We start from the raw sequence: 1,455 nt of genomic DNA on the forward strand, positions 1-1,455 counted from the left end.
GCGGATTAGCGGCGGACGGGTGAGTAACGCGTGAGGAACCTGCCTCTCACAACGGGATAGCCTCGGGAAACCGGGATTAATACCGTATGAGACCACAGTAACGCCTGTTACAGTGGTTAAAGTCACAGCGGTGAGAGATGGCCTCGCGTCTGATTAGCTAGTTGGTGGGGTAACGGCCTACCAAGGCTGCGATCAGTAACCGGCCTGAGAGGGTGAACGGTCACATTGGAACTGAGACACGGTCCAAACTCCTACGGGAGGCAGCAGTGGGGAATCTTGCACAATGGGGGCAACCCTGATGCAGCGACGCCGCGTGAGCGATGAAGGCTTTCGAGTCGTAAAGCTCTGTCCTATGGGAAGATAATGACGGTACCATAGGAGGAAGCCCCGGCTAACTACGTGCCAGCAGCCGCGGTAATACGTAGGGGGCGAGCGTTGTCCGGAATTACTGGGCGTAAAGGGTTCGCAGGCGGCTCGGCAAGTCCGATGTAAAAGGCGAAGGCTTAACCTTCGTAAGCATCGGAAACTGTCGAGCTTGAGTGAAGGAGAGGCAAGTGGAATTCCTAGTGTAGCGGTGGAATGCGTAGATATTAGGAGGAATACCGGTGGCGAAGGCGACTTGCTGGACTTCAACTGACGCTGAGGAACGAAAGCGTGGGTAGCAAACAGGATTAGATACCCTGGTAGTCCACGCTGTAAACGATGAGTGCTAGGTGTCGGGGGTCAAACCTCGGTGCCGTCGTTAACACAATAAGCACTCCGCCTGGGGAGTACGTGCGCAAGCATGAAACTCAAAGGAATTGACGGGGACCCGCACAAGCAGCGGAGCATGTGGTTTAATTCGAAGCAACGCGAAGAACCTTACCGGGACTTGAAATATTGTCGCCAATTTTAGAGATAAAATGTTTTCTTCGGAAACGGCAATACAGGTGGTGCATGGTTGTCGTCAGCTCGTGTCGTGAGATGTTGGGTTAAGTCCCGCAACGAGCGCAACCCTTACTTTCAGTTGCCAGCGCATTAAGGCGGGAACTCTGGAAGGACTGCCGATGATAAATCGGAGGAAGGTGGGGATGACGTCAAATCATCATGCCCTTTATGTCCCGGGCTACACACGTGCTACAATGGTCGGTACAGAGGGCAGCGAGACAGCGATGTTAAGCGAATCTCAAAAAGCCGATCCCAGTTCGGATTGCAGGCTGCAACTCGCCTGCATGAAGTCGGAGTTGCTAGTAATCGCGGATCAGAATGCCGCGGTGAATGCGTTCCCGGGTCTTGTACACACCGCCCGTCACACCATGGGAGTTGGCAATACCCGAAGCCAGCGAGCCAACCGTAAGGAGGCAGCTGTCGAAGGTAGGGTTAATGACTGGGGTGAAGTCGTAACAAGGTAGCCGTATCGGAAGGTGCGGCTGGATCACCTCCTTTCTAAGGAAAACGGCCCTCGCCTGCGGGCGA

General features: G+C 54.5%; 1 rRNA gene. It reads left to right on the forward strand.

Annotated elements, in window-relative coordinates:
- A 16S ribosomal RNA gene (locus QO008_RS08020) occupies positions 1-1,425 on the forward strand; the annotation flags it as partial.
- Positions 1,426-1,455 lie beyond the last annotated feature (30 nt).

The organism is Aedoeadaptatus ivorii (assembly GCF_030815095.1).
Classification (GTDB): Bacteria; Bacillota; Clostridia; order Tissierellales; family Peptoniphilaceae; genus Aedoeadaptatus; species Aedoeadaptatus ivorii.